This window comes from Microbacterium sp. NC79 (genome assembly GCF_019061125.1).
Lineage (GTDB): Bacteria > Actinomycetota > Actinomycetes > Actinomycetales > Microbacteriaceae > Microbacterium.
The window spans coordinates 639,740-665,490 of record NZ_JAHQYI010000001.1 but is presented as its reverse complement, the minus strand read 5'-3'; the positions used below and the strand labels follow the sequence as shown (position 1 = coordinate 665,490).

Sequence of the window (25,751 nt, the reverse complement as noted above, 5' to 3'; positions counted from 1 at the left end):
CTCTTTCTGTGGTGTTGCGGGGGTAGGGAAACTCAGCGAGCGGAGGTACGAAGGCGCGGATCAAGCACGTCGCGTAGGCCATCGCCCAGGAGGTTGAAGCCCAGGATGGACGTCGCAATCGCGAGGCCGGGGAAGAAAGTCATCCACCATTCGCCTGAAATGATGTATCCGCGACCGTCGGAGATCATGACACCCCATTCAGCGAGCGGTGGCTGTGCGCCCAGGCCGATAAAGCTCAGCGCTGCGGCGGTAAGGATGGCGTACCCCATACCGAGCGCACAGCGCACGATGATCGGCACGAGGCCATTGGGCAAGATGTGGCGGAAAAGGATGACGGCGTCTCGCAGGCCAATCGCACGAGAAGCCTCAACGAACTCACGTTCGCGCAGCGACGTGGTCTGTCCGTACATGATGCGGGCAAACTCCGGGATGCCGACGATCCCAACCGCGATCATGGCGGAGCTCAATCCCGGGCCAAGTGCGACGGCAAGCGCCATCGCCAGCAGCAGCGACGGGAACGACAGCAGCATGTCCATGATGCGCATGATCACCATGCCGGTGGCACCGCGGACGTAACCGGCGATCGCACCGAGCGGTACGCCGATCACAACCGAAACGGCGACCGCGATGAGGCCGGTCCATAGCGAGACGCGTGCGCCGGCGAGAACGCGCGAGAGGATGTCGCGGCCGTAGTTGTCAGTACCAAACCAGTGTGCGCCGGACGGTGCCTCGAGGAGCGGACCGACGCCGGTCTCGTTGGGCGGGTATGGCGTCCAGAAAATGGTGACGATGCCACCGATTGTCCACAGCAGAATGATGAGGGCGCCGGCAACCGCTGCCGGGTTGCGTAGCAACAGCGTGAATGCGTTCGTGCCGGGCTCGCGGTTTGCGCGAGTCACGATCGCCATCGTCGAGGTGGTCATTTTTGTGGTGGGAGTGGTGTCAGGCATTTCGCACCTTCGGGTCGAAGATTCCCTGGGAGACGTCAACAAGAAGATTGACGACGAGATAGATCACGGCAGCGAGAAGCGTCATCGCCTGGACCGGGGCGTAGTCGGTCGCGTTGATGGACTGCACGACGTAGTTACCGACGCCCGGCCAGCTAAAGATGGTTTCGGTGATGACTGCACCGCCCAGAAGCTGTCCGAGTTCAAGACCGACAATGGTGACGATCGAGGGAGCAGCATTCTTTAGCGCGTGGCCACCGATCACCTTGCCTGGACCCATGCCTTTCGCTTGCGCGGTGCGAATGTAGTCCTGTCCGAGCACTTCGAGCATTGCTGAGCGCGTCATCCGGGAAATGATCGCGATCGCGCCCACCGAGAGCACCATCGCCGGCCAGAACAGGTGTGCGAGCACGCTGCCGAGCGCCGCCATATCGCCGGTCAGGATGCTGTCGATGACGTACAGTCCCGTGATTGTGGTGGGCGGGTTCATCGAATCATCGATACGCCCGATGGGGGCAGGTGCCCATCCGAGAGTTCCGTAAAACAGCGAGATCACCAGGAGGCCGAGCCAGAACAACGGCATCGAAGCGCCGACGAGGGCAACCACGCGGGCGACGTGGTCAGCGAGGCGACCGCGGTACATGGCACCGAGGATGCCGAGCGGAATGCCGATCAAGATACCGATCAGCAGTGCCGCAAGTGCGAGTTCCACTGTGGCGGGGAAGCGGGTCGCAAAGTCTTCTGCCACCGGGCGACCTGTGTGCCAGGCGAAACCGAGGTCGCCCTGAAAGAGGCCAGCGCAATAGTCGAAGAATTGCTGCCACAGGGGCTTGTTGAGCCCCATGTCTTCGCGGAGTTTATCCACCACACTGTCTGCCGCGTTCTCTCCCGCGAGCGTGCGAGCAGGATCGCCTGGCAGCACTCGTGTGATGAGGAAGATCAACACGATGACGCCCAGCAGAGTGGGGATCATCGCGGCGATTCGCCGGAGTACGGTGCGCACTGTGCTCCCTTGGTCAGAGCTCTACTTCGAGCCGTGTGTCAGCCACGTTGTTATGACGTGATGCAACTATCGGGTGTGCGTAGACCACTTCGCAACCGTTTCTCATTATATGAGACGGCTTCCCATTCAGGCACATCGACCCCTAGGCTTAGGCATCGGGAACGGCCGTCGCCATCAGCGATAGACGGGCCCACAACGCAACCAGCAATGTGCAGATCAGCGCAGGCTTTCTCGCGACCACATGAAGGAGCACACGTGGCCGAAGGCTCATCGTCAACATCGAGCGGCGTCTTACAGACCGTTGATCGGGCACTCAACGTTTTGTTGTCGTTTTCTTCGCGACGGACTGACTGGGGAGTGATGGAACTGGCGCGAGAGCTCGACCTTGACAAGTCGACAGCGCAACGTTTGCTTGCAACTTTGGCCTCGCGCGGTTTCCTCCACGCCGACCCGACAACGCGCCGCTATAGGCTCGGCCCGGCACTATGGCGAATTGCCTCAACCTGGGAGCGCCGCGGCGGCATGGCCGCGCTTGTCGAGCCCTATTTGACCGCACTGGCAGATGCCACGCGCCGCAGTGCCGTATTCGCGGTTGCTGACGGCGCGTATGTCCGCGCCGTGGCGTACGTGGATGGCGCGAACGAGTCCCCCATGCGCGATCATTCCATGGTGGGCGAGCTCTACCCCGCACACGCCGGAGCGACCTCCCGAGCGTATTTCGCCACCCTGTCAGCGTCAGCGCGGCAGGCCCTGATGTACACGATTCCGCTCGCCAAATTCAACGACCTCACGGCCGACGACGCCACCGCGATCGAGGCGGAAATGGTGGCTGTCGCTGAACGCGGCTGGGCATATTCCGCCGGCGAATATGACCTCAATACCCGTGCAGTTGCGGCGCCTGTGTACGTCGGTAGCCGCGCAATCGGTTCAGTCAGCATTGGTGAGCACAAGCGTGAGAACCTGGGCGAAATTCGGGACCATGTGTCGGCTGTCCTTCAGGTCGCCGACCAGATTGGCGCACTGTTGTCTTCCACGGCCATCCCGGCCCCCAATGCTGTTCCCGTGACCCCCGCCACGGAGTGAACGCCACAGGGAGCCGCTCGCGATAGACGCACCCGGAATCATGGCTGCGCCCTCAAAACCGCAGGAAAACACGAATGGCTGCACCCAAGCTCGGGCGCAGCCATTCGTTCGCGTGCGGGGTCTTAAGCGCTGGCGCGCTCAGCAGCCTCCACCACGTTTGTCATCAGCAGGGCAACCGTCATCGGGCCGACACCCCCAGGGTTCGGCGACAGGAAGCCAGCGACCTCTGCAACACCCGGGTGCACGTCACCGAAGACGCGGCTCTTGCCCGTCTCCGGATCGGTCTCGCGCGTCACACCGACATCAAGCACGGCGGCGCCGGGCTTCACGTCTTCCGCACGGATCAGGTGCTTCACACCGGCACCGGCCACGATGACGTCCGCTTGCCGCAGGTACGGGCCCATGTCGGGCGTACCGGTGTGCACTTGCGTGACGGTGGCGTTGATGTCACGGCGCGTGAGCAGCAGGCCCATGGGCCGGCCAATCGTGACGCCACGACCAACGACGACCACGTGCTTGCCGTTCAGGTCGTAACCGTTGCGCTGCAGCAGCTCGATCACGCCACGCGGCGTGCAGGGAAGCGGCGTTGTGATCGGGTTGTTGACATTCAGCACAAGACGACCAAGGTTGGTCGGGTGCAGCCCATCGGCATCCTTCGCAGGATCAATGCGCTCAAGAATCGCGTCGGTGTCGAGGTGCTTCGGCAGCGGGAGCTGCACGATGTACCCGTGGCACGTCTCGTCGGCATTGAGCTCGTCGATCAGCGCCTCCACCTCAGCCTGCGTGGCGTCGGCAGGAAGCTCGCGCTGAATCGAGTTCATCCCGACGGCCTCAGACTGCCTGTGCTTCATACCGACATACAGTTGCGACGCCGGATCAGCACCAACCAGCACAGTGGCGATACCCGGAACCACGCCCTTCGCTGCAAGAGCAGCGACGCGCGCAGTCAGCTCTTCTTTGATCGCCGCAGCCGCAGCCTTGCCGTCAAGAATCTGCGCGGTCATGCTTACTGCTGCAGTTCGGGGTACAGCGGGAAAGCTGCCGCGAGCACGTCAACGCGTGCCCGCAGAGCCTCTACGTCTGCGCCCGGCTGCAGAGCCAGAGCGATCACGTCGGCAACCTCGGTGAACTCGGCGTCGCCGAAACCACGCGTTGCCAGCGCCGGCGTACCGATGCGCAGGCCCGACGTCACCATCGGCGGGCGCGGGTCGTTCGGAACCGCGTTGCGGTTGACGGTGATGTGAATTTCGTCGAGCAGATCCTCTGCCTGCTTGCCGTCGATCTCAGCGTTACGCAGGTCAACGAGCACGAGGTGCACGTCGGTTCCGCCCGAGCGGACCGAGATGCCCGCACCCGCAACGTCTGCCTGGGTGAGGCGGTCGGCGAGGATGGCAGCACCACGAAGTGTGCGCTCCTGGCGGTCCTTGAACTCTGCGGTGCCCGCGAGCTTGAATGCGGTCGCCTTCGCAGCGATAACGTGCATGAGCGGACCACCCTGCTGTCCAGGGAAGACAGCCGTGTTGATCTTCTTCGCCAGGTCAGCGTCGTTCGTCAGGATGAAGCCCGAACGCGGGCCACCAATCGTCTTGTGCACGGTGGAGGAGACGACGTGTGCGTGCGGCACCGGGTTCGGGTGAACGCCAGCGGCAACGAGACCAGCAAAGTGAGCCATGTCGACCCAGAGGTAGGCGCCAACCTCGTCAGCAATCTCACGGAACTTCGCGAAATCGAGCTGACGCGGGTATGCCGACCATCCGGCGATGATGACCTTCGGCTTGTGCTCGAGGGCGAGGCGACGAACCTCGTCCATGTCAATGAGCGAGGTTTCTTCGTTAACGCCGTACGCGACGATGTTGTAGAGGCGGCCCGAGAAGTTGATCTTCATGCCGTGCGTCAGGTGACCACCCTGGTCAAGGGCGAGGCCAAGAAGGGTGTCACCCGGGCGTGCGATGGCGTGCAGCACGGCAGCGTTCGCGGTGGCACCGGAGTGCGGCTGAACGTTAGCGAACTGAGCACCAAACAGTTCCTTGGCGCGCGAGATTGCGAGTTCTTCGGCCACGTCGACCTCTTCGCAACCGCCGTAGTAGCGGCGACCGGGGTAGCCCTCGGCGTACTTGTTGGTGAGCACCGAGCCCTGCGACTGCAGAACAGCGACGGGAACAATGTTCTCCGACGCGATCATCTCGAGGTACGAGCGCTGGCGAACCAGTTCGCGCTCAAGTACTTCTGCGATCTCGGGGTCTACCTCGCTCAGCGGAGCGTTGAAGAAGGATTCGGTCACGGCGTTACCTCCACGAAGGATTGAGAGATGTACACATCGGCCCAGGCGTGCGGTCGAAGGAATGTGTTCGCTCCCCGGTGGTCACCCACCTGAACGCCAGTCGCGACGAAAAAAGCATACCCTTTCCTGTTCACTTGTCGGAGATCGTCAGGTTTGTTAGGTTTCCTTACATGACATTCGTTGCGACGACGCCGTCCCTGGTTCCGTTTCCGGAATCTCTTGCACCCGCTCCCCCTGTCCATCTGACCGGGATGAGTCGCGTGGTTGCGCCCGCCGGCTTGCAACGCGAAGCGCAGTGCCTGGCCAACGCGATCGCCGCACGCACGGGTCTGGAACTCGTCGTCACAGACTCCGCCGACATGACGTCTGGTGACATTGTGTTTCGCTTGGAGACCGACGCTCCGTTATCTGTCGAGGCCTATCGCATCGACACGACGGACGGTGTCGTTGAGGTGACAGCATTTGCGTCTGCGGGGGCCTTCTGGGCAGCCCAGACGGTGCGCCAACTCCTCAGCCACGACCACGACGGCTGGTTCATTACGGGTGCACGCATCGCTGATGCCCCTCGATACGCGTACCGCGGTGTCATGCTCGACGTGGCTCGGCACTTCTTTGGCGTCGATGATGTGAAGCGGTACATCGACGCGATGAGCGGCTATAAGTACAACGTGCTCCACCTTCACCTGACCGACGACCAGGGTTGGCGTCTGCAGAGTGAGTCATTCCCCCAGTTGACCGAGAAGGCTTCAGCCACGGCGGCGCTCGGTGACCGTGGCGGCTTCTATACCCAGGCGGACTACGCCGAAATCGTTGCTTATGCTGCATCGCGCCACATGACGGTCGTCCCGGAAATTGATGTTCCTGGCCACACTCACGCCGTCACCGTGGCCTATCCGGAGTTCACCAAACCGACCGCCATCATGGACTCCGTCACCGACACGGCGAAGCTCTTCCAGCAAGACCTCCCCATTCACGGCGAGTCATACGTCGGATGGTGCGTGGGCTTTTCCAGCCTCAAGATCGACGACCCCGCCACCGACGCTTTCGTTCGAGAGATCTTCCGTGAGGTTGCAGCGGCAACCCCCGGCCCGTACGTCCACCTGGGTGGCGATGAGTCGCTCGGCACGACGGACGAAGACTTCGCAGCGTTCATCGCGATGGCGTCTCGTGCTGTCGCCGAGACAGGCAAGACCCCGATCGCCTGGCACGAAGCCGGTAAGGCTCCGGGGTTGGCAGCCGGAACCATTGGGCAGTACTGGGGATACCTGCAGCCCCAGCCCGGTTACGACGATGAGGCACGCGCCTTCGTGACAAACGGCGGCTCGCTCATTCTGTCCCCTGCCGACGTCAGCTACCTCGACATGAAACCAACCGCAGACCACCCGCTCGGCCTCATCTGGGCGAACGGTCCAACGTCGGTCGAATCCGCATACACGTGGGAGCCCACCGACATCATTTCGGGCGTTCCGGCCAGCGCCATCATTGGTGTCGAGGCCCCGCTCTGGACGGAATCGGCTCGCACCATGGACGACGTCTTCACCTTGGCTTTCCCTCGCGCGGCAGCCGTCGCCGAGATCGCGTGGAGCCCACAGGATGCCCCGGAACGCACGTGGGACTCCTTCCGTGCACGAGTCGCGTCGCATGCATCGGCATGGCAGTCTGAGGGAATCACTTTTCACAACTCCGAGGAGATTTCGTGGATTCCAGCGTAAGAACGCTTATCCACTCGGCGACACTCGCAGACGCCGGCGACTTGCAACCCGACTCGTGGGTGTTGCTCGCTGCCGATGGCGTCGTCGCTTCCGGCACCGGCGATAGCTGGAATGACCTCGTCGAGCGCGGCACGACCGTCATCGACGCACAGGAACTCGCAGGTAACGGCGCGCTCCTCGCCCCGGGGTTTATCGATATTCACGGGCACGGCGGAGCCGGACACTCGTTTGATGACGGTTCTGCAGCCATCAAGGCGGCGCGCGACATGCATCGGATGCACGGAACCACCCGTGCGGTGATTTCGCTCGTCACGGCTGACCTCGATACGCTCCTGCAGCGCACGGCAAGCGTCGCGGCTTGCATGACGGAGCGCTCTGACATTCTCGGTGTTCACCTCGAGGGCCCTTTCCTTGACCCCGGCCACAAGGGCGCCCACGAAGAGTCGCTCCTTCGCGAACCAATCCCTGCCGCCATCGAGCGCCTCATCGCCGAGACGAACGGCGTCATCCGTCAGATCACGATCGCCCCTGAGCTTCCCGGCGGCCTTGATGCGATCCGCGCGCTTGTCTCGAACGACATCGTCGCCGCGATCGGTCACACAAACGCCGATGCGGACGTCACGCGTGACGCATGCGACGCGGGCGCGACCGTCATCACGCACGCTTTCAATGCCATGCCTGGCATCCACCACCGCGCTCCCGGCCCCGTCGTTGCGGCCGTCGCTGACCCGCGCATGTACCTTGAGCTGATCGCCGACGGCATCCACGTTGACCTCGACCTCATTCGCATGATTTTTGCGAGTGCCCCTGGGCGTGTGGTGCTCGTCACCGACGCCATGGCGGCAGCGGGTTCTGGCGACGGCGACTACGTGCTCGGCAATCTCGCGGTCACCGTCACCGACGGCGTCGCTCGCCTCACGCACGGCAACTCAATTGCTGGCTCCACGTTGACCCAGGATGTGGCATTGCGCAACGTCGTGAGTGTCGGCGTTCCAGTCGCCACGGCGATTGATGCACTCACCCGCGTTGCCGCTGAGGCCATCGGCGTCGCCGACCGTTATGGACGGGTACGCCCCGGTTATGCCGCCGATGCCGTGCTGCTCGACCGCGATCTCAACGTGCGCGCGGTGTGGGCAGACGCGACGCGCGTTTAGCTTCATCGCGCGCGTCACACACGGTTCTGCGCACGACACTCACGGATAGCACGCACAGAAAGCGGCCACCACGTGCGTGGTACGCACCCTCGAGGTTGGTACCTGCGAGATAATGCCTGAGGATGGTTTACGGACCCGAAGTCCAGTTCCCCAGCAGATGGTCGCCTGTGAGCACGCAATCGATACTTCCAGAAGACGGACTCCCCCTCGACGATGTGCGTCGGGGCGATTCGGATGAATACGCGACACTGTGGTCACGTCATTACCGCGCAGGCGTCTCCGCGGCGCGCGCCCTAACGTCCTCGATCGACCCCGACGATCTCGTACAAGAGGCGTTTACCCGGGCATATCAAGCCCTTCTGAGCGGGGGCGGCCCGCGAGGCGCTTTTCGCCCCTACCTCTTCACCAGCATCCGCAACACCGCCGCATCGTGGGATCGCGCTCGCGCTGAGGTTCCACTTGACGGCCTCGACATGTACATCGACCCGGAATCTTCCGCGGCAGAGATGGACGCCGGGGTCGATCGCGTCTTGGTCTTCTCGGCATTTCGACGCCTCCCTGCGCGGTGGCAAGAGGTGCTGTGGTACACCGAAATTGACCAGCTGAAGCCCGCACAGGTTGGCCCACGCCTGGGCATGAAGCCTGCCGCTGCCGCTCAACTTGCGCTGCGAGCGAGGGAAGGCCTGCGAGAGGCTTGGGTAGCCGCCCACCTGAACGCCTGACGACGGCTCTCATTGCCAGTGGACCATTCAGCGTCTCGGCGCTTACGCACGTAATAACTCCACCTCTCACGAAAAGGCCAAGATTGAGGCGCATCTCGCGGAATGCCCCAACTGTGCCGCCGTCGCTGCGGAGGCCAACTCCGTTTCCTCACGGCTAGCTTTTACTCTGCTGCCGCTTACACTTGGCGGTTCGGCAGCCGCAACCTACCTCGCCACGGTGTCCACAGGCGGCGCGAGCGTTGTCGCGCTGGCCGCAGGCGCTGTTCCTGCCATGCCCAGCGCGGTCACTGCCACGGGAATGAGCGCTGGCGCCGGTGTTGCGGCAGTGGCCGCGACAACAGGTACTTCGGTTGGCGCAAGAATCGCGCTCACCGTCACCGTCGTCGGCCTGGTCGCTGCCGGCGGGGTCGTCACGAATATGATGACGGCGCCGGTCGCTGATCCGATCGACGTCGCCGCGGCTCCCTCCCCACAGTCCGTCGAGCCGGAGGCCACCGCGACTCCTCCTGCGAGCGCGACCCCGACGCCGTCTCCGAGCGATCTTCCGTCGATACCCGACCCCCAAGTCGAGCCCAATGTCGACGACGTGAAAGCATCGCCGTCACCGCCTGCCCAGGCACCCGCACAGGCACCGAGTCGAGCGGAACCATGACGGGCGCGGAATGGATTGCGCTGGCCGGGTAGGTATCACGACCCGGTAGGCATCACGACCACCACATGCAGAAGTGGGGCTCGATGTCTCGAGCCCCACTTTGCCATACGGCCCTCCCCAGGAACCGTCCCCCGGTCTGAGTCCGGTCGTGCGCTCTTCCCCCGAAGAACGCATCCGGTCTCTCACCATTAGAGACGCGATAGTGGTCGATTCATAACGCGAAAATGAAAACAATTTTTGAATTGTTTTTTCCCCACCGCTTGGCGCCACTTGCTTGCAACATCGTTTGTATGGTTTCTCTCGCCACAGCCACGCACGCGCCCTCATTACTGTGGAACTCCAAGAACTTTACTGTCGATCCGCGCATTTGCGCGGATTCCTTGGATACCCAGGATATTTCCGCGAAAATGGAGTGTTGAGCTCACCCGAAGAGCTCCCCGATTCAACGCATTGAAAAGCTGTGACCGAAGACTTCCTGACTGCGCCTGACGCCGAGCTCGTCCCCGACGCGACGCTTATTGAGCGCGCGCGCTCGGGCGATTCGCTGGCCTACGGCGAACTGTGGTTGCGGCACTACTCCGCCGGAGTCCTGGCTGCCAGATCTGTGACGACATCGCTCGATGCCGACGACCTGGTACAGGAAGCGTTCACGCGCATCTTCCAGGCCATCCAGCACGGCGGCGGCCCGCACGGCGCCTTCCGCGCCTACCTCTTCACCTGTATTCGCAACACGGCGGCGTCATGGGGGCGGGCCAGGTCAGAGACCAACGTTGAGGATCTTGACGTCATTGATCCCGCATCATCCGCTACCGAAACGGATGCGGCACTCGACCGCAGCCTGACCAACACCGCTTTTCGCAGCCTCCCGACTCGCTGGCAAGAGGTGCTCTGGTACACCGAAATCGAGCAACTAAAGCCATCGCAGGCGGCGCCGCTGCTCGGCATGAAAGCGAGCGCCGTTGCGCAGCTCGCCCTTCGCGCACGCGAAGGTTTGCGCGAAGCCTGGATCACGGCTCACCTCAAGTCGCTTGATGACGGATCGATGTGTCAGTGGACGATCGAACGTCTCGCCGCATACACGCGCGACACCGTCAGCTCCCGCGACCGTACGAAGATCGATGCGCACCTCAGCGAGTGCGCCCGTTGCGCGATTGTTGCTGGCGAAGCCAAGCATGTCTCCTCACGCCTCGCTCTTGTACTCCTCCCCCTTGCCTTGGGGGCGACGGGAGCGACGGGATATCTGGCCACGTTGCAGGGTGGCGGCCTCTCACTCGTTGCGCTGGCGTCTGGAACCGCACCTGCAATGCCAGGCACCGTCCTCGCATCCGGTGCAGGCACCGTGCTCGGTTCAGGTGCAGGCGCGGGAAGTGCCTCCGTCATGTCGGTCGTGGGCAATGCGGGTGCCGGATCGTCAGGAGTCGGTGCCGCGGCCGGAACAGGGAGCTTCGTCGGCGTTTTGTCTGTTGCCGCCGCGAGTGCCGTCATCGCGGGCGCCGCCGTTATTACCGCGACGGTCGTGGCAACGTCGTCTCCGGAAACGATGAACGAGGCCAGCGCAGAAAACACGCTCGTCCTTGGCGCACAAACAATGCCTGACATCGTCATGGCTACCCCCGACAGCGACGCCGTCATCCAGGTACTTGACCCGCTACCTTCCCCATCCCCAAGTGATGTGCCGCGCATGCTGGTTCCGGCTCCCCGCACCACACCGCAGCCTGCACCGCCCGGGTCGAGCGTTACTGCTCCCTCACCTTCGCGTGTGCCATCGCCCGCACCACTGCCCACGGTCGAGCCGGCACCGTCGACGGCTCCAACCGAGGATCCGGCGCCGCTGCCGTCTCCTGAGCCCGAACCAACTCCACCGTTAGGGGCTTCACCGGCACCGTCCGTTGCCCCGACTTCTGCGCCCGCGCCGGATCCGTCTTTGGCGCCTGAACCCACGCCGGAGCCGAGCCCCTCTATCGACCCGACGCCGGTGCCGACACCGGAACCAACACCGGAACCAACACTGACACCAACACCGACACCGGAGCCAACACCGACACCAGTACCGACGCCAACAGCGGAACCCACCCCGGAACCGACAGTCGATCCGACGCCTGAGCCTTCTCCGCCCGTCAGCGATACGCCCGCGGTCGACAGCTGGACACTGTATGGCTCCCACATCGCTCGTGTCGTCATCGCCGGAACCGATGGCCGCGAAGTGGCCGTGGTGATCGACGGAAACCAGGGCACATCAAGTGTTATTTCCAATGGCTCAGCATCGGTGCTGCTCGTATCGTGGCGCCGCATCGGTGACGCGGAGATCTCTTTTCGCTACCTCGACGGTGAGCAGGAGCAAACGCAGACGCTCACCGGCGACGAATGGAATGCGCTGCTGAACCGCGGGTAAACTGGTGTCATGGCTGAAACACCCTCGGCGAACGACGTTCGCCCCGCGCTCTCCGTCGTCGACATCGTTCGTTTTGTGGTGGGGCTGACCGCGTTCGCGACCCTCGCGCTGTGGGGTGCCCTCGGCTTCGCCTTCCCGTGGAACATCGTCGTCGCGATTGTGGCTCCCGCCCTCGCGATCCTGGTCTGGGCACTGTTCGTCTCGCCCAAGGCCGTCTTGCGCGTCCACCCCTACATCCGTGCCCTCGTTGAGTTGCTCGTCTTCGTGGCAGCGACCCTCGCCTGGTGGGACATGGGCCAGGCCGTCATCGGTATTGCTTTCGGCGTTGTCGCCGTCGCCACGGGCCTCGTCGCAGGCCGCCGCAACATCGCATGATTTCGGTTGTCGATCGGTTGCGGCAGGTGTTGCCTGGCCGAGTCGACACGACCGACGCGGCGCGTGCTGATGCGCGCGCCGATAAGTCAGGCCACGCGGCATCAGGCATGCCGCTCGCGGTGCTGTACCCGGAATCAGTCGCAGACGTGCAAGCCATCATGCGCATCGCGACTGAAACGCACACCCCCGTGGTTCCGCGCGGTGCAGGCACCGGCCTTGCTGGCGGCGCGAACACCGGCGCAGGCGCGCTCAGCCTCTCCCTAACCCGCATGAACCGGGTTCTCGAGGTCCATCCCGACGATCTCATCGCCGTTGTTGAGCCCGGCATCATCAACGCCGCGCTCAACGAAGCTCTGCGCCCGCACGGCGTCTGGTGGGCACCGGATCCGGCCAGCCGCGAAATTTCTACCGTGGGTGGCAATATCGCCACCGGTGCTGGTGGACTCCTGTGCGCGAAATACGGCGTCGTCCGGGATGCCGTACTCGGCGTCGATGTCGTCCTCGCCGACGGCACACTCATCCACTGCGGCAAGCGCACGGTCAAAGGTGTCGCGGGCTTCGATTTGACGTCACTCCTGATTGGCTCTGAGGGCCGTTTGGGCGTCATCGTGGGCGCCACGCTGAAGCTGCGCCGCACGGTGAGCGGAACCACATGCACGGTGACAGCAGTATTCTCTTCGGTTCGCGACGCGGCAGCCGGAGCATCTGCCGTGACGGCCGCAGGCATTCAGCCGGCGATCATGGAGCTCATGGACGCGACATCGCTTGACGCCGTACATCGACTGCTCGAGCTCGATCCTCCGACCGTCGGCGCGTCGCAACTGACGATTCAGACGGATGGCGTCGCGGCAACGGAGGAGGCAGACGCGATCGCGGCGTTACTCACCGCTCGAGGTGCTGAGGTGGCTGTCACCGACGATCCGGACGTCGGCACCGAACTTCTCCGCATTCGACGCTCCATGCACCCGGCCATGGAAACGCTTGGTACCACGCTCATTGAAGACGTCTCCGTGCCGCGATCACGTCTCGCCGACATGTTCGACGAAATTGCGCGCATCGAGCGCGCCTACGGCGTCACGATTCCGACCGTTGCGCATGCAGCTGACGGCAACCTGCACCCCAACTTCGTCTTTGACGGCCAGGATGTTCCGGATCATATTTGGGAAGCGGCGGATGACCTTTTCACCTCGGCGCTGCGGGTGGGCGGGACGCTGACGGGTGAACACGGTGTCGGGGTGTTGAAGAGCCGATGGTTGAAAGCTGAACTGGGTGACGCGCAATGGCAGCTGCAACAGCGAGTGATGCGTGCTTTTGATCCGGCAGGCATTCTCAACCCCGGAAAGGTGTTTGCCTCATGACTGGTGCTGTCATTCGCGTCAGCGCGGTGCTCATCACCGATGCCGATAACCGCGCGCTGATGGTGCGAAAGCGCGGCACCGACGCCTTCATGCAACCGGGCGGAAAGCCGGAGGCAGGGGAAACTCCCGCAGAGACGGCGGTGCGCGAACTCGCTGAGGAACTCGGCATCGTCGTTGATCCCGCCCTTCTCATACCGCTCGGCGTGCACCGTACGGCGGCTGCCAACGAACGTGGGTTCGACGTCGTCGCCGACTGTTTCGCACTTCAGCTGACCGACATCAGCATGATCAGGGCGGCAGCCGAGATTGCCGAGGCGCGCTGGCTCACGCTAACCGACCTGCCGAGCGTCACAATCGCCCCACTCAGCACACAGGCGCTTCTCCCCCTTGCGTGGGGAGAAGCGCCTGTGAACGAAGTGTTGCGAGCGCGGGGTTAGATTCCCTGCCACGCCGGCTTGTTTGCCCACGCGTACTTGTAGTAGTCCGCACGGCTCAGCTTGCTCGCGGCAGCCTCATCAACGACCACCGTGACGTGCTCGTGCAACTGGATGGCAGAGCCGGGCACGAGCGCGCTGACGGCGCCTTCAACGGCCGCGGCAACAGCGTCGGCCTTACCCTCACCAAATGCCAACAGCACCAGGTGGCGAGCGCGCAGAATGGTTCCGAGTCCCTGCGTAATGCAGTGCACAGGAACCTCGTCCTTGCTGTCGAAGAAGCGGGCATTGTCTGAGCGGGTCTGCTCCGTCAGCGTCTTCACGCGTGTGCGCGAGGCAAACGATGAGCCCGGTTCGTTGAAACCAATGTGCCCGTCAGTACCAATGCCAAGAATCTGCAAATCGATGCCGCCTGCCGCGATGATGCGCTCTTCGTAATCAGCGCCTGCGTGCTCGATGCCCTCGACCGCTCCGTTTGGAACGTTAATGTTCTCGGGGGTGAGGCCAAGGGGCTCAACAACTTCGCGGGTGATCACGCTGCGGTAGCTCTCGTGATGCGCCGGGTCGATACCGACGTACTCGTCGAGGGCGAATCCGCGCACGTGTGAGACGTCGACGCCTTCGAGCGACTCACGCAATGCCTGATACACAGGCAACGGCGTGGAACCGGTTGCCAGCCCCAGGACCGTCTGCGGGTTGCTTCGAACCAGGCGCGCGATTTCATTAGCGACCAGGCGGCCGGCCTCATCACGGTCCGCGACAATAACAACTTCAGCCATGGGCCAATGCTCCTTCAGAAAATTCTGCTACTCCGACAAGAGCGGCACCCAATGCCGCCGCGGGCGACGCCGCCGGTAGCGTCTCCATTCTGGCATCGAAACCCAGCGACCGCAGAAACGGCGAGGATTCGGCTGCCTGACGGAAGATGGCGCGCACATCGTCGAACAGTCGGTCGCCGACAGCAGCAACGCCACCGCCAACAACGACAGCATCAGCATCGGTGGAAAGCACCAGCACGCGAACCGCCGCTGCGATGCCTTGCGCAATGCCAGATCGAAGTTCGGCTGCACGCTCGTTGCCCGCATCAGCGGCGTCAAAAATATCGCGGATCGGCAGCGTGCCTGAGTGTCCCCAGCGTTCCGTCACCGCGCCACCACCGCAGAGCGCCTCGATACAACCGCGCTGACCGCACCGACACGCAGGCCCGGCTGGATCGACACTCATGTGGCCGATCTCGCCCGCGATCCCCTGCGCACCGCGGTGCAGCTTGCCGTGCAGCATGAGACCAGCGGCAACACCGGTTCCGATGTTCAGGTATGCCAACGCATCACCGCCGCCGCGCAGGGCGTGCGCACCGATCGTGGCGGCCTTCACATCGTTTTCGATGCGCACGGGAGCCGCCGTGTACGGCGCCAGAGCCGCGGCTAGATCAAGGTCTGTGATGCCCAGGTTTACCGCGTGTTGCACGCGGTTCGTGCCTGGCACGATTTGGCCAGGAATTCCGATACCGATGGACGAAGCAACGAAACCTTCTGGCACGACCTGCGCGATGGCGTCCCTAATGGATGCCACCACCCCGTCGTCACCCGTGCGGGTCGCCAAGCGCGCCTCCGCAAGAATCGTGTTGTCGTCCCCGATCGCCACGGCGTGCACCTTCGTGCCGCCGACGTCGAGTCCTACTTTCATTAGCCCTTCACTGCTCCCGATACGAGTCCGCCAGTCATGCGTCCTTGCACGAAGAGGAAGAAGACGACAACCGGCAGCGAGATGAGCGTCGATGCCGCCATCACCGCACCCCAGTTGGTGGCTTCGGTTGCCGATTGGAAGGAGTACAGCCACGGAACCAGGGTGAGGTTCTGGCCCTTCATGATGAGCAAAGCCATCACAAACTCGTTCCACGACTGGATGAACGCGAAGATACCCGTCGACACCAGACCAGGTGCGAGCAGCGGGAATGTAACCTTCCAGAAGGCCTGTGCACGGGTGCAGCCGTCGATCATGGCGGCTTCTTCGAGCTCAATCGGAACCCCGGCGACGAAGCCGCGGAGAGTCCAGATTGTGAACGGCAGCACGGCAGCGAGATACACGATGCCAAGGCCGACCATGGTGTTCAGCAGACGCCAGTCATCGATCATTCCGAAGATCGTGAACATCATGGCGGCGCCAGGGATCATCTGAATGATCAGGATGGAGACGATAAAGGTCTTGCGGCCCTTGAAGCGAAAGCGTGCCAACGCAATCGACGCGATGAAGGCGACAATCAGCGTCGCGACCAGCACACCAAGCGTAATCAGCGTCGTCGTGACCAGAGCATTCGGAAAGTCGGTCTGGCCGGGAGCTGCCTGGCGGTTCCACGCGGTGTCATAGTTGCGCAGCGTGAACTCGGAGGGGAACAGGCTCGGCGTGCGGCTAATGATCTTGTTGGACGGCGTCAACGACATGTTGATCATCCAGTACACCGGGAAGATGCTGCACAGGAAGATCACCACGGCCGCGATGTTGAGTCCGGTGCGGGTGAAGACCTTGCGCGCCGAAGGCTTGCGCTGGCCTGGCAGCTTCGCGGGCTTCTGCCCGGTTGGTGCCACGAGGGTTTCGGTGAGGGTACTCACTGTTCCTCCTCCTTCAGAGAATTGCGGATGTAGCCGATGGAGAGGGTGAGCAGGATGACCACCATGATCACACCGATCGCACTGGTCATGCCGTAGTCACCGGCGCCCAGGCGGTACAGGTAGGTGCCGAGCACGTTCGTCTCGCTCGCGGTACCACCGCGGCTTTGCAGGGCGTAGACCTGCGTGAAGATGTTGAGGTTCCAAATCACCTGCAGAATCAGCACCACCGTGAAGACACTGCGCAGGTACGGGAAGACGATGTAACGGAAGCGGCGCAAGCCCGTGGTTCCGTCGAGGGCAGCAGCCTCCAACACTTCACCAGGCACCTGGCCGAGAGCGGCGTACAGGGTGAAGACGACGAAGGGAACACCCATCCAGACAACGATGATCACGACGATCGCCATGAAGGTCCAGGGGTTCGCCAACCAGCCGTGGTTGGTGAAGTCGTTGGTTCCGGTGATCGTGTTCAGGGCCCAGTTGACGACGCCGTACTGCGTGTCAAAGATCCAGCCCCAGACGACCGTGGATGCCAGCGGCGGCATCGACCAGGCGAGGAGCAGACCGACCGAAACCATAATGCGAGACCACTTGCTGAGCTTCGTCATGATGACGGCGATCAGCGTGCCCAGCAGCATGATGCAGGCCGTGATGACAACCATGAGCCCGAGGCTGCGCGCCAGCACCATCGGGAAGTCACTCTGCGTCAGGATGTCGATGTAGTTATCGAATCCGACAAAGTCGGGCATGGTGCCCTGAACTTTGTTCTTCGTGGTGAGGTTGGTGAACGACTGAATCACCATGAGCACGGCGGGGTATCCCACCATGACGCCGAGCACAATCAGTGCGGGAGTCAGCAGACCCCAGCCGCCAACGGCTTCGCGCAGCGTGCGCTTGCGCGCCCGCTCTTTAGCGTCACGAACAGCACGCTGCTCGATGTTCTCGCCCCCTCGGGTTCGGGGCTTCTCGTGCGACGCCTTTTCAGCGCGCGTCACGGTGGCGCTCATGCGCGGTCCTTCCTGACAAAAAAGGAAGGGGCTCCGGATGTGTGTGGGTGTCCCCGGAGCCCCTCCAGCTTGTTACTACTTGTTGAGGATCTCTTCGATCTTCTTGTCGAGTTCCTCAGCCAGCGGCTTGATGTCGCCACCCTGAGCGATCTTGACCAGCGTGTCTGGGATGACCAGCGAAGCCTCAACACCAGCCCAGTTAGCGCTCGCCGGAACAGCGCGCGAAGCCGCCGTTGCCGCAGCAGAAGCCTTGGTGATCTCGTCGTCAGGCAGGAACTGTGCCTGCGTCGTCAGCGCCGGGATCAGACCGTTCTCAGCCATGATCTTCTGGTATCCGTCCGACAGCATGATCGCAACAGCGGCCTTCGCCTTGTCCTGTGCATCCGACTTGAACGCAACAGCGATCGAGGAACCACCAGCGAATACCGGTGCAGCTTCGCCAGCCTTCATGCCCGGGAGGGGCATAGCCTGCAGGTCCTTGCCGTAGGTGTCGGGGCAACCCGGGTTGTCAGCGTCAGCCGCTGCCAGGATCGACCACTTGACCCACGACGGAGCCGACAGGAAGCCGGTCTCGCCGAGGCAGAACGGAACCTGCGGGTCAGCTTCGTTCGAGTCAGCCGGAGCAACGTTCGCGTTCAGGTATACGTCCTGAAGCATTTCGAGGCCTTTGATCGACTCGGGCGAGGAGAACTGTGCGTCCCACTTGTCGCCGTCCTTGACAGCAACTTCGCCGCCGTTTGCCCAGACGAATGCGAGAGCGTTGTACCAGTCCTTACCCGGTGCCCAGATGCCCGAGCGGGTGTCGGTCTTCATTGCCTTACCAGCGGCAACGTACTCTTCCAGCGTCGCAGGCGGTTCGCCAGTGAAAACCTCGGGCGAGTAGAAGACGATGCGCGAACCTGCGTAGTACGGCACGGCGTACAGTGCGTCATCAGCCGAGCCGAGCTCAACGAAGCTCTGCAGCATGGTGTCGCCGCCGAGTGCTTCCTTCTCGCTCGTGATGTCGAGCAGCAGACCCTGGTCGATGAAGCCCTGAGCCTGCGTGTTTCCGACCTCGACGACGTCAGGTGCGTCGCTCGAGCCGAGTGCTGCAACGTATGCGTCGTTGGTGTCAGCCCAGGTCTTCTCTTCGATCGCGAGAGTCCAACCCTCGTTCTCCGCCTCGAAGGTCTCCTTCAGGTAGTCGCGAGCGTCCTGGGGCGTGTCCGATCCGATAATCCAAACGGTGAGTTCGCCCGTTTCGGCCGATCCTCCGTTGTCGCCGCCGTTGCCGCCGTCATTGGCCGCGCTGGAGCAACCCGCAAGTGCAAGAGCGGCAACGCCAAAAGTGGCGACCGCAGCGAGCTTCCGGTTCATAGTTTGTCCTTTGTTTCTTGGTGGGTGGGTGGGCGTCTATGCCCGATCGAAGCGTCCTAAAACACTCCAAGTTGAGTCGCGAGCACCATGACGGCTGCTCCGCGCAAAACAATGTCTGGGCCCTGTTCAGAGAGCCGCATGTCGACGCCGTCGTGGATCCCCGCGAGGGTGCGTGCCCGCACTGTCGTCAACGCGGTGTCCATGAGGATTCCGCCCAGAAGTTCTTCCGGCCCCGCGATGACGATCTCCGAGAGGTCGAGCACGCCGATGACGGGCGCTAACGCGATGCCGAGGCGTTCTCCTGCGTCACGAAGCACACCCTCGCGGTCGCCAGTCGCTGCGATGCGGGCGACGAGGGCTGGCACCGCAAGCCACGCTTCCAAGCAGCCGACTTTGCCGCACGCACACTGGGGTCCGCCGTCGGTTGCGACGGTGACGTGGCCGATTTCACCTGCGGCGAAGTGGCCGCCGATCATCGCCTGGCCCGCGGCCAAGAGGCCGGAACCAACACCGAGTCCGACGCGGACGAGGAGGGTGTCTGCGGTGGCACCACCGAACGTCTGCTCGGCGAGCACAGCAACGTTGGCGTCATTTGCCACGACCACAGGCAGACCGGTGGCAGCATGCACGCGGTCGCGCATCGGCACATCGCGCCAGCCGAAGTTTGGTGCGGTCAGCACGACGCCGTCGAGGTTGACCACACCGGGCGTGCCGATACCGATACCGAGCAGAGGCGCAGTGGCTTGCGAAACCAGCGTGCGGGCCAGCTCGATCGTGGCTCCGAGTGCGGCGTCGCCGGTAATGCCGTGCGCTCCGTGCTCATCAACGCGAACGACGATCTCGCCATCGAGGGTGAGTATCGCTCCACGGAAGACGTCAGGCTCAGACAGGTCGATGCTAATGATCTGGTGTCCGGGGCGGTCGATATCGACCAGCGTTGCCGGCTTGCCAGGACGATTGCCCTCGCGCAGTCCCCTTTCGGCGACGATGCCGTCATCGATGAGTTCGGCAACCAGATCAGAGATCGTGACGCGCGTCAGCCCCGTTTCACGCGACAGGTCGGCACGGCTCATCGCTCCCTCATGGAAGAGGGTTTGTAACACGAGGGATCGATTGTGGTTGCGGGCATGCTCCGGCAACACCTTGCCGCGGGAGCGAGCCGAACGTGCAGTGGGAAACTGCGCGACCCGCACCTGGGTTGCCTGTGGTGTTGCGCTACCTTGCGCTTCCGATGCCATCATGATGTTTGTTAGTAGACCTTACGAACAAACTCAAACGCAAGAGCAATCATCAAATTCTCTTCTCCTGTTACAGATTCGTTACACATCGCCGATGTCGGCGACGAGGCCTGCGACGATGCGTTCGCGCTCTTCTCGCGAGCGTGGAACACCGGGAACCCCTGGCACGCGTTGGTCAGGTCGAGGTCCATCGAAGGGTCGATACGAGACGCCCCACTCCTCCAGCCGCTGCACGTGCGTTGGCAGCAGGCGCGCAAACTCGTTCCACTCCCCCGGTTCCCCGCCGGCCCACAGCCGCTCGGCGATCACCGCAAGGCGAGGAAAGAAGGCGAAATCCACACGGTCACGGGTGGGAAGGTGTTCGGTCCAGACGTTTGCCTGGCCGCCGCGAGCGCCCTCGGGGACAGTAAACCGCCAGGTATCTTCCACCGTGAGGGGCGGCCCGACGGGAATCGGTTCGTCTGCCCCCTCGCCCTGGCGGTAATCCAGGTAGGCCTCGAGATCAGAGCACCAGATGAAATCGTGCCCACGGCGACGCGCTGCACGAGCGGCAACATGGCCTCGCCAAATACCAACCAGCAGGCTGGGGTCGATGGGGCCGGCCAGCACCTCATCCCACGCGAAGGGTGCGCGTCCGAACTCCTCGACGATACTGACGAGCTGAGAGGTGAACCACGGTTGCACGCCATGAACGTCATCGATGCCGAGCTCAGCCATCCGCTCGCGCGTGACATCGTCTGCTGCCCACTGTGCCGTCGGCACCTCATCGCCGCCGACGCCGATCCACCGCGATGGAAAGACATCGACAAGGGCCGCAATCGCCGCTCGGCAAAACTCCAGCGTTTCGGGACGGAGATTGAGCGTGTGCGGGTTCAGCCCGAACCGCGGCCACGGAGTAGTAGGCACATCACCGGTAGTAGCGAGATCAGGATAGGCGGCGATGGCCGCCTGCACGTGCCCGGGGAATTCCACCTCAGGAACCACGGTGATGTGAAGCGCATCGGCATACGCCACGATGCGTTCCAAATCTGCACGAGTGTAAAAGCCCGAGTGCTCCCCGATGACAACGGCACTCTGCGGACCATGCCCGCGTTGCGTCTCCGCTCTGGTTGCGCCCACCGTCGCCAAGCGCGGGTAGCCCGGAACCTCATAGCGCCACCCCTGGTCATCGGTGAGATGCAGGTGCAGCACATTCAGACGGTGACGCGCCATCAGGAGGAGGATGCGCTCCACGTCACTGACCGGTCGGAAGTGGCGAGCGACATCCAGCATGAGGCCGCGCCACGAGTACGCGGGGGCGTCCGCATCCCACTGGCCAGTCGGTGCCGTCCGGTCAGCGTCGCGAAGCTGGTCGAGGGCAGCCGCCGCGCGCACCAGCCCAGCGGGCGACCCTGCTGAAAGCGTAACGCCATCGCTCGCAACGACAATGCGAACCCCCTCTGCGGCCCCCGCTGCGACCTGGGTCGTGACCGATACTCCGTCGCAATCGGCCTCGCCGAGGAGCGCCCGCACGCCGCCAGCCGCTTCGCCCGTGACCACCCCAAACCGAACACGGTCGTGGCCACAATCGCCGATACGCTGCACGCGCGGAATCACACTGTCGTCGCGGGCGACAAGTGGCAGCACGATCTCACCCGCGTTGTGCTGTCCAGCCGGATACGCGACCTGCCCCGCCACGAGCACTTCACATACCCGCCCAGGTGCCCCCTCGTTCTGAAGGAGGTCTTCCAGCACCAGGTCGGCAATGGCATGTTCGCGAATCACTCCGCGCGGATCGGGTCCGTCTGTTGGCGGAACTGCCGTTGCCAGATTCTGCATTTCTCCGCTCGCACCGGATGAGACTGCAGACCCAGCCAGGGACGAGACGATGCGTGTGGTCGTGCCGTCAGCAATGGTTCCGCCCCCGGCACGTCCAGGTGACAGCGTCAAGCCTGCGGCATCAATGTCGACCGTTCCCTCCGGAAATTCGTCGCGCGCGAAGGTTCCGATGCCGACGATACGTCGCCCCTCGACCACGACGTCGTGCACCCCATCGCGGCCAGCGATCGCGACACTGCGATAAAGACGAACACGGCCGATGCGTGCGAGCGACGGGCTGAGATTGGCAAGATTCAAGGTCACGGCGCCAGTGTATGGCTAAAGTTAAGCCGGTAAACAAACCCGCAAGAAACAGCACGTCGCAAGCGAAATCACGATGCGCAGGAAGTCGGGAGGTAATCGCGACAGAACTGTGATCCGATCCCGCCTTTTATGCTGGCGTCCTCATTTACGATTGGGGTTGGGGACTGATGAAGGGGGCCCAACTTGGCCAACGCACATGAGGAGCGCGACAGCGCTCCGGAGAATTCCGTCGAGGACGCAGCCGTCAGCGACGACTCCGCAGCCGTTCAGGCGGCCTCCGACGAGACCACTGCCGCAGACGGAACCGATGGCTCAGTCGCGAACGTTGCGCCAGACGAGAGCGCTGCCGCTAGCGCTCCGGTGTATGCCTGGGCTCCTGCGAGCGACGAGCCAAAGAAGCGCAAGCGCCGTTGGCCGTGGATCGCCATCCCAGCCGCCGGTGTTGTCGCAGGCCTCGTTATCGCCTCGATGACGCTTATCGCTCCCGGTGTCAGTGCCGCTGGCGTGCCTGTCGGCGGGCTCACGCAGTCGGCAGCTGCCAATGCGATCACGGCTCGCGTTGCCGACGCCGCTGTGACTCTCAATACGCCGTCGGGTGCTGTCACCCTCACGGGTGCAGATCTGGGCGCAAGCGTTGACGCCGAAGCCGCTGCCGCTGAGGCCTTCAGCGCGGCACCCGCATGGAAGTTTGGCAGCTGGGGCAGCGCCGCCGCTCACGCGCCTATTGTGATCGACGAAACGAAGGCACTCGCTGCGCTTCGCGATGCACTCCCCGACCTCTACGTCGACCCGATCGACGCGACGGTAACCCTCGATAAGGCAACGGGCAACTACTCGGTGACACCCGCGACCGACGGCGAGGGCGTGTCACTCGACACCGTGCACGCCGCACTGGAAAAGGCCGTCGCCTCAGAAAAGGGTGAAGCGGCTGTCGACGTGACGAGCGTCGCAATTCCGGCACTCTTGACGACCGAAGAAGCGCAGGCCGCGGCCGATGAGGTCAATGCGCTCACCGCAGACATGGGCTTCTACGTCGGCGACGAGCGCACGGTTCCGGTCGATCCTGCACTCGCCTCAACGTGGATCACACCAACCATCGCTGACGACGGAACCGTGACGATCACGGCAGACAAAGCGGAGATTGAAAAGTTCACTGCCACTCTCGCAGCTAAGGTCGACCGGCAGCCGGTTGACGGCGTGAAGCTGGTCGACCGCGAAGGTTCACAGCTTCCCGACTCGATCTACACCAAGGAGGGTGTCGAGGGCCGCACGATTGGCGACGTCTCGAACATCGCCACCGAGTTTGCCGCGCAGCTTGAATCAGGCAAGGGCGGACACTACCCGCTGACCGTAACGACGGTGGCTCCCAAAGAAACAACGCTCGAGCGCTGGATTGAAGTCGATGTCAGCGAGCAAACGGTGTATGTGTGGGAAAACGGCGAGACCGTGCGCGTCATGCTGACGTCATCGGGTCTTCCGCCGCACGAATCAACTCGTGGCACGTTCCGCATCAACTCGCACGTCGTGATGCAGGACATGGGTTGTGTGCCCGGTTATGACTACTGCACGAAAGACGTCAAGTGGGTTATGTATTACCACGGCGATGAGGCTTTCCACGGCACCTGGTGGCACGACAACTTTGGCAACAAGATGAGCCACGGCTGCATGAACCTCAGTGAGGCAAACGCCAAGTGGCTGTGGGACTGGACGCCAATCGGAACCGAAGTTTGGGTGCACGACTAAGCACCGGTTGATACTGAGGGCCGCTTTCCGAGCACGGGGGCGGCCCTTGGTGTTTCGTCGCACCTGTGGCGTGATCTGGTCGCATTCGTCGCACGAGCCGTGCAGGCTCTCTCAGGCCGCGCAGGCGGTTCCGGAAGCTCAAGGAGGCGGTTCGTTCAGGTTGCACAGAGGAGAAAAAGAGCGGGCGCGTGCGTGAATTGTTTCACATCTGGATATTTGTGGTTATCCCGGAAGATCGGCGCTTTTCTCAGATCCTCCGTGCGTCTCGTGCACAGTATCCGGTGAATTCTTGGCCTTGATGCTCGTTTACGCGTTAGCCTGTCCCCATGACCGACCTCCGACTCGTAGAACTCAGTGCGGCTACCATCGTCGCTGTCAACAAGCTGGGCCTCAAGCCAGGCCAGGAGGCGTTTCTCGCCCCAATCTCGTATGGCATCGCGGCCACGGTAGTAAACCCACAGACCACATGGCAGCGCGTTGTCTTGGACGGCGATGAGGTTGTCGCGTTCGTGAGCGCCAACTTTGACCCCGAGGCCCTGGAAGAGCACTTCCGCAGCGTGCTGTGGCGTATCAACGTCGACGCCGATGATCAGCGTCGCGGTGTCGGCCGCTTCATCGTCGGCGAGTTGCGCCGCGTGGCTGCTGAAAAGGGCTTTGACCACGTCACCGTGATGTACGAAGCAGGCGAGGGCGGCCCGGAGCGCTTCTTCGAGTCTGTCGGATTCTCCCCCATCGGCGAGACGGACTACGGCGAGGTTGTGGCCAAGATCAGCGCACCCTAAGCGATCAACAAAGGGCGGTGAGGACAAGGTGTCCTCACCGCCCTTTCATGTGCTGACGTTAGTTTTCCTGACCCTTGATCATCAAGACCTTGTAACCCTTGGTGCCGGTGGCAGGCGGAATGACGGCGACGAGTTCGCCACCCTTCTGTTCTGCCGCGACAATCATGTCGCCAGGGAGGTTCTCATGAACCAACGGCGCTGGTGTGCCCTTGATCGCGTTGGCCTTCGTCGCCCCTGCCGACAGCTTCTTGATGGTCTTCTTATCGAGGGTTGCCATCCAGGATCCGAACTGTAGCGCCGGCTGGTCAACGTACCCGTCCGGTGCCGCGGCCGGGCCGATGAGCGCGAGGGGTGCCGGGCGGTTGCCGTTGATCGCGCTCAGGCCGAGCGAACGCTGACGGCCGACCCAGCCGCGCTGTTGGAAGTCAGCGAACAACTTGGCGCCCTTGCTGCCTTTCATTGCGAAATGCAGGATAAGCAGCACGATAGCGAGCGGGATCAAGACCATCGGCCCCCACACGAACAGAAAGCGCCACATCTCGGAACGGCCCGCGCGTCCGCCTGAGAATTGCACGGCCTCGGTGGTGAGAAAGTAACGCTCGATGTAAAGCCAGTCCCAGTCGCTGACCGACCCCAACTGGAAGAGATTCATTCCCATAAAGGCCGCGGCGGCCACGAGTGAAGAGAGTGCACCAACCAGGAGACCTTTAGGCGCCTTCACCGCGGCTGCGAAACCGGAGGGTGTTGACAATTGATTCTGAAGAGCTGAAATAGACACGGCGCGA

Annotated in this window: 23 protein-coding genes, 1 pseudogene and 1 riboswitch; of the genes and pseudogenes, 12 read left to right on the top strand and 12 right to left on the bottom strand. The window is 62.9% G+C overall.

Annotated features, from left to right (window positions below; genetic code table 11):
* Positions 1-32 precede the first annotated feature (32 nt).
* Both KTJ77_RS02880 and KTJ77_RS02875 read right to left on the bottom strand, forming a co-directional pair.
* Positions 33-950, bottom strand: coding sequence for an ABC transporter permease (locus tag KTJ77_RS02880; RefSeq protein ID WP_217337006.1), 918 nt, complete (start codon positions 948-950; stop codon positions 33-35).
* On the bottom strand, positions 943-1,950 hold the full coding sequence (locus KTJ77_RS02875) for an ABC transporter permease (protein WP_217337005.1): 1,008 nt from the start codon (positions 1,948-1,950) through the stop codon (positions 943-945). The genes KTJ77_RS02880 and KTJ77_RS02875 overlap by 8 nt, the downstream gene beginning before the upstream one ends.
* Before the next feature lie 255 nt (positions 1,951-2,205).
* On the opposite strand from KTJ77_RS02875, the gene KTJ77_RS02870 reads away from it, so the two are divergent.
* Complete coding sequence (locus KTJ77_RS02870; RefSeq protein ID WP_217337004.1) at positions 2,206-3,033, top strand: IclR family transcriptional regulator; 828 nt, start codon at positions 2,206-2,208, stop codon at positions 3,031-3,033.
* A gap of 122 nt (positions 3,034-3,155) precedes the next feature.
* On the opposite strand, the gene KTJ77_RS02865 is transcribed toward KTJ77_RS02870, so the two are convergent.
* On the bottom strand, positions 3,156-4,037 hold the full coding sequence (locus tag KTJ77_RS02865; protein ID WP_217337003.1) for a bifunctional methylenetetrahydrofolate dehydrogenase/methenyltetrahydrofolate cyclohydrolase: 882 nt from the start codon (positions 4,035-4,037) through the stop codon (positions 3,156-3,158).
* A gap of 2 nt (positions 4,038-4,039) precedes the next feature.
* The gene (glyA, locus tag KTJ77_RS02860; RefSeq protein WP_217337002.1) at positions 4,040-5,314 is read right to left on the bottom strand and encodes a serine hydroxymethyltransferase; all 1,275 of its coding nucleotides are present in this window, start codon (positions 5,312-5,314) and stop codon (positions 4,040-4,042) included.
* 32 nt (positions 5,315-5,346) lie between these two features.
* Positions 5,347-5,428, bottom strand: a riboswitch (ZMP/ZTP riboswitch).
* Between the two features lie 56 nt (positions 5,429-5,484).
* On the opposite strand from glyA, the gene KTJ77_RS02855 reads away from it, so the two are divergent.
* From KTJ77_RS02855 to KTJ77_RS02820, 9 genes and pseudogenes are all read left to right on the top strand, one after another.
* A complete protein-coding gene (locus KTJ77_RS02855) occupies positions 5,485-7,026 on the top strand; it encodes a family 20 glycosylhydrolase (RefSeq protein WP_217337001.1) in 1,542 nt (513 codons plus the stop codon).
* Positions 7,011-8,180, top strand: a complete 1,170-nt coding sequence (gene nagA, locus KTJ77_RS02850) for an N-acetylglucosamine-6-phosphate deacetylase (protein ID WP_217337000.1) — start codon at positions 7,011-7,013, stop codon at positions 8,178-8,180. Before KTJ77_RS02855 ends, nagA begins: the two co-directional genes overlap by 16 nt.
* A gap of 167 nt (positions 8,181-8,347) precedes the next feature.
* Positions 8,348-8,902, top strand: coding sequence for a sigma-70 family RNA polymerase sigma factor (locus KTJ77_RS02845; RefSeq protein ID WP_217336999.1), 555 nt, complete (start codon positions 8,348-8,350; stop codon positions 8,900-8,902).
* A gap of 25 nt (positions 8,903-8,927) precedes the next feature.
* Positions 8,928-9,008, top strand: a pseudogene (locus KTJ77_RS13665) (zf-HC2 domain-containing protein); the annotation flags it as partial.
* Positions 9,009-9,119: 111 nt separating this feature from the next.
* Positions 9,120-9,554: a hypothetical protein gene (locus KTJ77_RS02840; protein ID WP_254367338.1), complete on the top strand. Its 435-nt coding sequence runs from the start codon at positions 9,120-9,122 to the stop codon at positions 9,552-9,554.
* A gap of 460 nt (positions 9,555-10,014) precedes the next feature.
* Complete coding sequence (locus KTJ77_RS13550) at positions 10,015-11,946, top strand: sigma-70 family RNA polymerase sigma factor (protein WP_217336998.1); 1,932 nt, start codon at positions 10,015-10,017, stop codon at positions 11,944-11,946.
* Positions 11,947-11,955: 9 nt separating this feature from the next.
* On the top strand, positions 11,956-12,321 hold the full coding sequence (locus KTJ77_RS02830) for a YrdB family protein (protein ID WP_217336997.1): 366 nt from the start codon (positions 11,956-11,958) through the stop codon (positions 12,319-12,321).
* Positions 12,318-13,679: an FAD-binding oxidoreductase gene (locus KTJ77_RS02825; protein ID WP_217336996.1), complete on the top strand. Its 1,362-nt coding sequence runs from the start codon at positions 12,318-12,320 to the stop codon at positions 13,677-13,679. Before KTJ77_RS02830 ends, KTJ77_RS02825 begins: the two co-directional genes overlap by 4 nt.
* Positions 13,676-14,116: an NUDIX domain-containing protein gene (locus tag KTJ77_RS02820; protein ID WP_217336995.1), complete on the top strand. Its 441-nt coding sequence runs from the start codon at positions 13,676-13,678 to the stop codon at positions 14,114-14,116. The genes KTJ77_RS02825 and KTJ77_RS02820 overlap by 4 nt, the downstream gene beginning before the upstream one ends.
* On the opposite strand, the gene nagB is transcribed toward KTJ77_RS02820, so the two are convergent.
* The 7 genes from nagB to KTJ77_RS02785 all read right to left on the bottom strand — a co-directional run bounded on the left by nagB (position 14,113) and on the right by KTJ77_RS02785 (position 22,441).
* Positions 14,113-14,892, bottom strand: coding sequence for a glucosamine-6-phosphate deaminase (gene nagB, locus KTJ77_RS02815; RefSeq protein ID WP_217336994.1), 780 nt, complete (start codon positions 14,890-14,892; stop codon positions 14,113-14,115). The two genes, KTJ77_RS02820 and nagB, sit on opposite strands and share 4 nt — an antisense overlap.
* Complete coding sequence (locus KTJ77_RS02810) at positions 14,885-15,799, bottom strand: ROK family protein (protein ID WP_217336993.1); 915 nt, start codon at positions 15,797-15,799, stop codon at positions 14,885-14,887. Before KTJ77_RS02810 ends, nagB begins: the two co-directional genes overlap by 8 nt.
* Complete coding sequence (locus tag KTJ77_RS02805) at positions 15,799-16,722, bottom strand: carbohydrate ABC transporter permease (protein ID WP_367948807.1); 924 nt, start codon at positions 16,720-16,722, stop codon at positions 15,799-15,801. Before KTJ77_RS02805 ends, KTJ77_RS02810 begins: the two co-directional genes overlap by 1 nt.
* Positions 16,719-17,726 (bottom strand): carbohydrate ABC transporter permease, encoded by a 1,008-nt coding sequence (locus tag KTJ77_RS02800; RefSeq protein WP_217336992.1) that lies wholly within the window; start codon positions 17,724-17,726, stop codon positions 16,719-16,721. The genes KTJ77_RS02805 and KTJ77_RS02800 overlap by 4 nt, the downstream gene beginning before the upstream one ends.
* A 75-nt stretch (positions 17,727-17,801) precedes the next feature.
* Complete coding sequence (locus KTJ77_RS02795; protein WP_217336991.1) at positions 17,802-19,082, bottom strand: extracellular solute-binding protein; 1,281 nt, start codon at positions 19,080-19,082, stop codon at positions 17,802-17,804.
* A gap of 56 nt (positions 19,083-19,138) precedes the next feature.
* Positions 19,139-20,323: an ROK family transcriptional regulator gene (locus tag KTJ77_RS02790; protein ID WP_217336990.1), complete on the bottom strand. Its 1,185-nt coding sequence runs from the start codon at positions 20,321-20,323 to the stop codon at positions 19,139-19,141.
* 78 nt (positions 20,324-20,401) lie between these two features.
* Positions 20,402-22,441 carry a family 20 glycosylhydrolase gene (locus KTJ77_RS02785; RefSeq protein ID WP_217336989.1) on the bottom strand — a complete coding sequence of 680 codons (2,040 nt, stop codon included), beginning with the start codon at positions 22,439-22,441 and terminating at the stop codon, positions 20,402-20,404.
* 183 nt (positions 22,442-22,624) lie between these two features.
* Here KTJ77_RS02785 and KTJ77_RS02780 point away from each other — a divergent pair, with 183 nt between their 5' ends.
* Both KTJ77_RS02780 and KTJ77_RS02775 read left to right on the top strand, forming a co-directional pair.
* Positions 22,625-24,184 (top strand): L,D-transpeptidase family protein, encoded by a 1,560-nt coding sequence (locus KTJ77_RS02780; RefSeq protein ID WP_217336988.1) that lies wholly within the window; start codon positions 22,625-22,627, stop codon positions 24,182-24,184.
* Positions 24,185-24,510: 326 nt separating this feature from the next.
* A complete protein-coding gene (locus tag KTJ77_RS02775) occupies positions 24,511-24,966 on the top strand; it encodes a GNAT family N-acetyltransferase (RefSeq protein ID WP_217336987.1) in 456 nt (151 codons plus the stop codon).
* Positions 24,967-25,024: 58 nt separating this feature from the next.
* On the opposite strand, the gene KTJ77_RS02770 is transcribed toward KTJ77_RS02775, so the two are convergent.
* Positions 25,025-25,744 (bottom strand): hypothetical protein, encoded by a 720-nt coding sequence (locus tag KTJ77_RS02770; RefSeq protein WP_217336986.1) that lies wholly within the window; start codon positions 25,742-25,744, stop codon positions 25,025-25,027.
* Positions 25,745-25,751: the final 7 nt, after the last annotated feature.